The following is a 3802-nucleotide window of genomic DNA, read 5'->3' on the forward strand; positions in this document are numbered from 1 at the left end:
CGGCATCCGTGCAGAGTTCGAAGGCAGCTGGCTTGCTGACTTCTTTAGCGGAGAAGCGTTCACACCGTTCTTCTACTGGCTGGCTGAAGCGGGCTGGATCGACACCTTCAAGTCCGGCAAGCCAAAAGTAGACGGCATCCCGGTCGATATTCTCTGGTTTGGCCTGCTGGCTCTTCTGGCAACCTGGGTTCTGCTTCGCTCTCCGTTTGGCAGCTGGATCTTTGCAGCAGGTGGCGACAGCAACGCAGCAAGTAACTCCGGTGTACCAGTGCGCAAGGTCAAAATGTACCTGTTCATGTTCACCGCATGCTGTGCAGCTCTCGTTGCCATCCTGACTGTTATGGATGCTGGCTCAACGGATGCCCGCCGTGGCTTCCAAAAGGAGTTTGAGGCAATCATTGCAGCGGTGATCGGTGGCTGTCTGCTGACAGGCGGTTACGGTTCCGCAATCGGTGCCTTCTTCGGCTCCATCATCTTCGGAATGGTGCTGATCGGCCTCAGCTACACCAATATCGATCAGGACTGGTATCTGGTCTTCCTCGGTTCCATGCTGCTGATCGCGGTGTTGTTTAACAACATGATCCGCAAGCGCGTCACAGGGGAGCGCTGATCATGACGACACCTATTGTTGAGATGAAGAACATCGAGAAGCATTTTGGCTCCGTCATTGCTTTGGCAGGTGTTTCCTTCTCCGTCATGCCCGGCGAAGTGCATTGTCTGCTTGGTGACAATGGTGCAGGTAAATCCACCTTCATCAAAACCATGTCCGGCGTGCACAAGCCAAGTAAGGGCGAGATCGTCGTGGATGGTCAAAAGCAGGTCTTTGAAAGCCCGCGTGATGCAATGAATGCAGGCATTGCAACGGTGCATCAGGACCTTGCCATGATCCCGCTCATGTCCATCACTCGCAACTTCTGGCTTGGCCGTGAGCCGGTCAAGAAGTTCGGCCCGATCTCTTATTTCGACCATAAGTACGCAAACGAAGTCACTATGGAAGAAATGTCCAAGATGGGCATCAATCTGCGCGAACCGGATCAGGCTGTGGGCACACTGTCCGGCGGCGAACGTCAGACAGTCGCAATCTCGCGCGCCGTGTATTTCGGCGCGAAAGTCCTCATCCTCGACGAGCCGACCTCTGCTCTGGGTGTACGCCAGACGTCAAACGTGCTCTCGACCATGGACAAGGTCCGTAAAAAAGGTGTTGGCGTCGTGTTCATTTCGCACAACGTACGCCACGCCATGGCAGTGGGAGACCGCTTCACAGTGCTGAACAGGGGGCAAACCCTTGGTACTGCGAAGAAAGGCGAAATCACCGCTGAAGAACTTCAAGATCTCATGGCTGGCGGGCAAGAGCTTGCCAGTCTGGAGGCATCATTGGGCGGCACTGTGTGATGTGTATTCCCGAAAATCCTCTGTCGATTTTCGGGTCAGGCATACGCAACTTACAGGATGTTCAGTGAGACACTGAGGAGCGGCATTACCCGATCGTGCCGCTCCTTCATTTTATCAATGCCCCGTTCATAACGCGTTCTATTCCAATGAACTCTATTCTAGGGGCACTTCCAGGATTACTGAGATGGAAAAAATCGGCGTAGGTCTGATTGGAACCGGATACATGGGCAAATGTCATGCTCTGGCATGGAATGCTGTATCCGGTGTGTTTGGTGGTGAGCTGAAGCCAGAATTGGTGACGCTTGCTGAGGTGAATGAAGAACTGGCTGCAGCACGCGCAAAAGACTTTGGCTTTGCCAGGTCCACGGGCAACTGGCGCGATATGCTGGCCGATCCGGATATTCACATTATCTCGATTACCACGCCGAATGAGTTCCACCCGGAAATGGCAATCGCAGCTCTGGAAGCGGGCAAGCACGTCTACTGCGAAAAGCCAATGGCTCCGTCCTATGCGGATGCGCAGAAAATGCTGGAAGCCTCCCGCAAATCCGGTAAGAAGACCTTCCTTGGTTATAACTACATCCAAAACCCCATGATGCGCCGCATCCGCGACCTGCTGAACTCAGGCGAAATCGGCGATGTACTTCAGATCCGTCTTGAGATGGACGAAGACTTCATGGCCAACCCGGATGATGAATGGGGCATCAAAAGCGGACTGGCCTCCGGCTTTGGCGCACTGGATGACTTCGGCGTGCACACCATGTCCTTGCTCATGGCGCTGGACCTGCGCATTGCCAAAGTCATGTGTCACATGACCAAGCCATACGCGACCCGCAAGGACGCTGCTGGCAACGACAAAGCCGTTGAAACCTTTGATGCAGCCACCGTGCTGTTTGAACTGGAAAATGGCGGCAACGGCACGCTGCAGCTCAATCGCTCTGCATGGGGACGTAAAGGCCGCATCGCCGTACAGATCTTCGGCTCCAAAGGCTCTATCGTTTATGATCAGGAGCGTATGAATGAGATGCATGTCTACAAAGCTGAAGGCGAAGTCGCAGGGCAGGGCTACACCACAGTTCTGGCAGGGCCAGCTCATGCGCCATACGACCGCTTCATCCCGGCCCCGGGCCACGGTCTTGGCTTCAACGATCTGAAGATCATTGAGGTCAACGAGATCCTGAAAAGCCTGCAGGGTGAAGACAGTCACCTGATCGACTTCGAACGTGGCATCTTCATCGAAGGCCTCGTCCAGACCATGGCCAAATCTCACGAACAGGCCAGTTGGGTCAGCGTCTAAGTCTATTGAGAGTAGAAGAAAACTAAGGGCGCATGAACAGCGCCCTTTTTTTGTGAGCCAGCCTCTTCCTCGCAATACGTTCTGAGAAAAAAAGATTTAACCCCCTAAAAGCCTTTGGGAAAACTCATTGAGGTGCTGGACAGAGGAAATCAGGCGCCCTATAAGACCCTCACCTCAGCGGGGCACACTGCCCAACGCGAAATGCCCGGATAGCTCAGTTGGTAGAGCAGCGGATTGAAAATCCGCGTGTCGGTGGTTCGAATCCGCCTCCGGGCACCACTTATCTCTCTGAAATTGTTAGATAATAAACTGAGCATTCGCTCAGCTTTCTCAAGGTTTGACACTTTTTCCGGCATGGTTTGACACTTTTGCTCCAACCGCTTGCTGAACTCTTCCCCTCGCAGAGTGATTTCCTTCTCAAATCGGACAGCGATATCCGACATGCTTTTGCGCAAATCAGCACCTTTGGCATAAAGCCGTGCCATCGCTTCTGTCTCATGTCCAAGCGCAGCAGCAAGGTCTCTGTCATTCAGTCCAATCTCCCGCAAAATAGTTGCCACCGTATGCCGCAGACCATAAAGAGTAAGGCCTGGCTCAATCAGGTTCTGTTTCTCAAGTTGGATGCGCAGTTTGCGCCATGATGCTCTGAACCCCGAGACAGTCCATGGTTGCCCTCTGGAGTTTGCACAAAGCGTTGGCACTTTGTGATTTGGCGCATCTTCAAGAGTTGCTTTCAAAGGTGCAATGACAGGCCAAAAGACCGGAGCCCCTGTTTTGGCGCGCCGTGTTGAGATGAATCCATTTTGATATTGCTGCTTGGAAAGCGTAAGCGCATCTTGCGGACCAAGCCCCGTATACATCATCAAGGTAAGGGCAGGGACCATTTGAGGAGGGGCATGTTTTAAAACGATCCTGCGCTCGTCATCTGTCCAGGGCCTGTTAGCTATTGGAGCGTTCTTAGGTTTGCGAATGGATTTAACCCCAAGAGCAGGGTTTCTTTGACGAACCCACGTTCTTTGGTGCGCCGTGGAAAGGCGCGTTTTCCTAGCGGGTGCGAAACCCGCTCAATACTTGTCGCTTCGGTTGATAGCAGCCTGAGCGGATCATGGAGGT

Annotated in this window: 3 protein-coding genes and 1 tRNA gene; all 4 read left to right on the top strand. The window is 53.3% G+C overall.

Translation table 11 applies throughout. From position 1 onward, the window contains the following. The coding region (locus PPL9_RS23705) for an ABC transporter permease (RefSeq protein ID WP_161831437.1) at window positions 1–610 on the top strand (610 nt) is incomplete at its 5' end. Between the two features lie 2 nt (window positions 611–612). Beyond that, window positions 613–1392 carry an ATP-binding cassette domain-containing protein gene (locus PPL9_RS23710; RefSeq protein WP_057465013.1) on the top strand — a complete coding sequence of 260 codons (780 nt, stop codon included), beginning with the start codon at window positions 613–615 and terminating at the stop codon, window positions 1390–1392. 184 nt (window positions 1393–1576) lie between these two features. Next, a complete protein-coding gene (locus tag PPL9_RS23715; RefSeq protein WP_057465014.1) occupies window positions 1577–2689 on the top strand; it encodes a Gfo/Idh/MocA family oxidoreductase in 1113 nt (370 codons plus the stop codon). Between the two features lie 203 nt (window positions 2690–2892). After that, window positions 2893–2968, top strand: a tRNA-Phe gene (locus tag PPL9_RS23720). The last annotated feature ends 834 nt before the right edge of the window (window positions 2969–3802 follow it).

Source organism: Pseudovibrio sp. POLY-S9, from assembly GCF_001431305.1.
In the GTDB taxonomy this organism is placed as follows: Bacteria; Pseudomonadota; Alphaproteobacteria; order Rhizobiales; family Stappiaceae; genus Pseudovibrio.

Coding starts and splice junctions, on each gene's coding strand:
- PPL9_RS23715 (WP_057465014.1), top strand. CDS start 1,577: ATGGAAAAAATCGGCGTAGGTCTGATTGGAACCGGATACATGGGCAAA.
- PPL9_RS23710 (WP_057465013.1), top strand. CDS start 613: ATGACGACACCTATTGTTGAGATGAAGAACATCGAGAAGCATTTTGGC.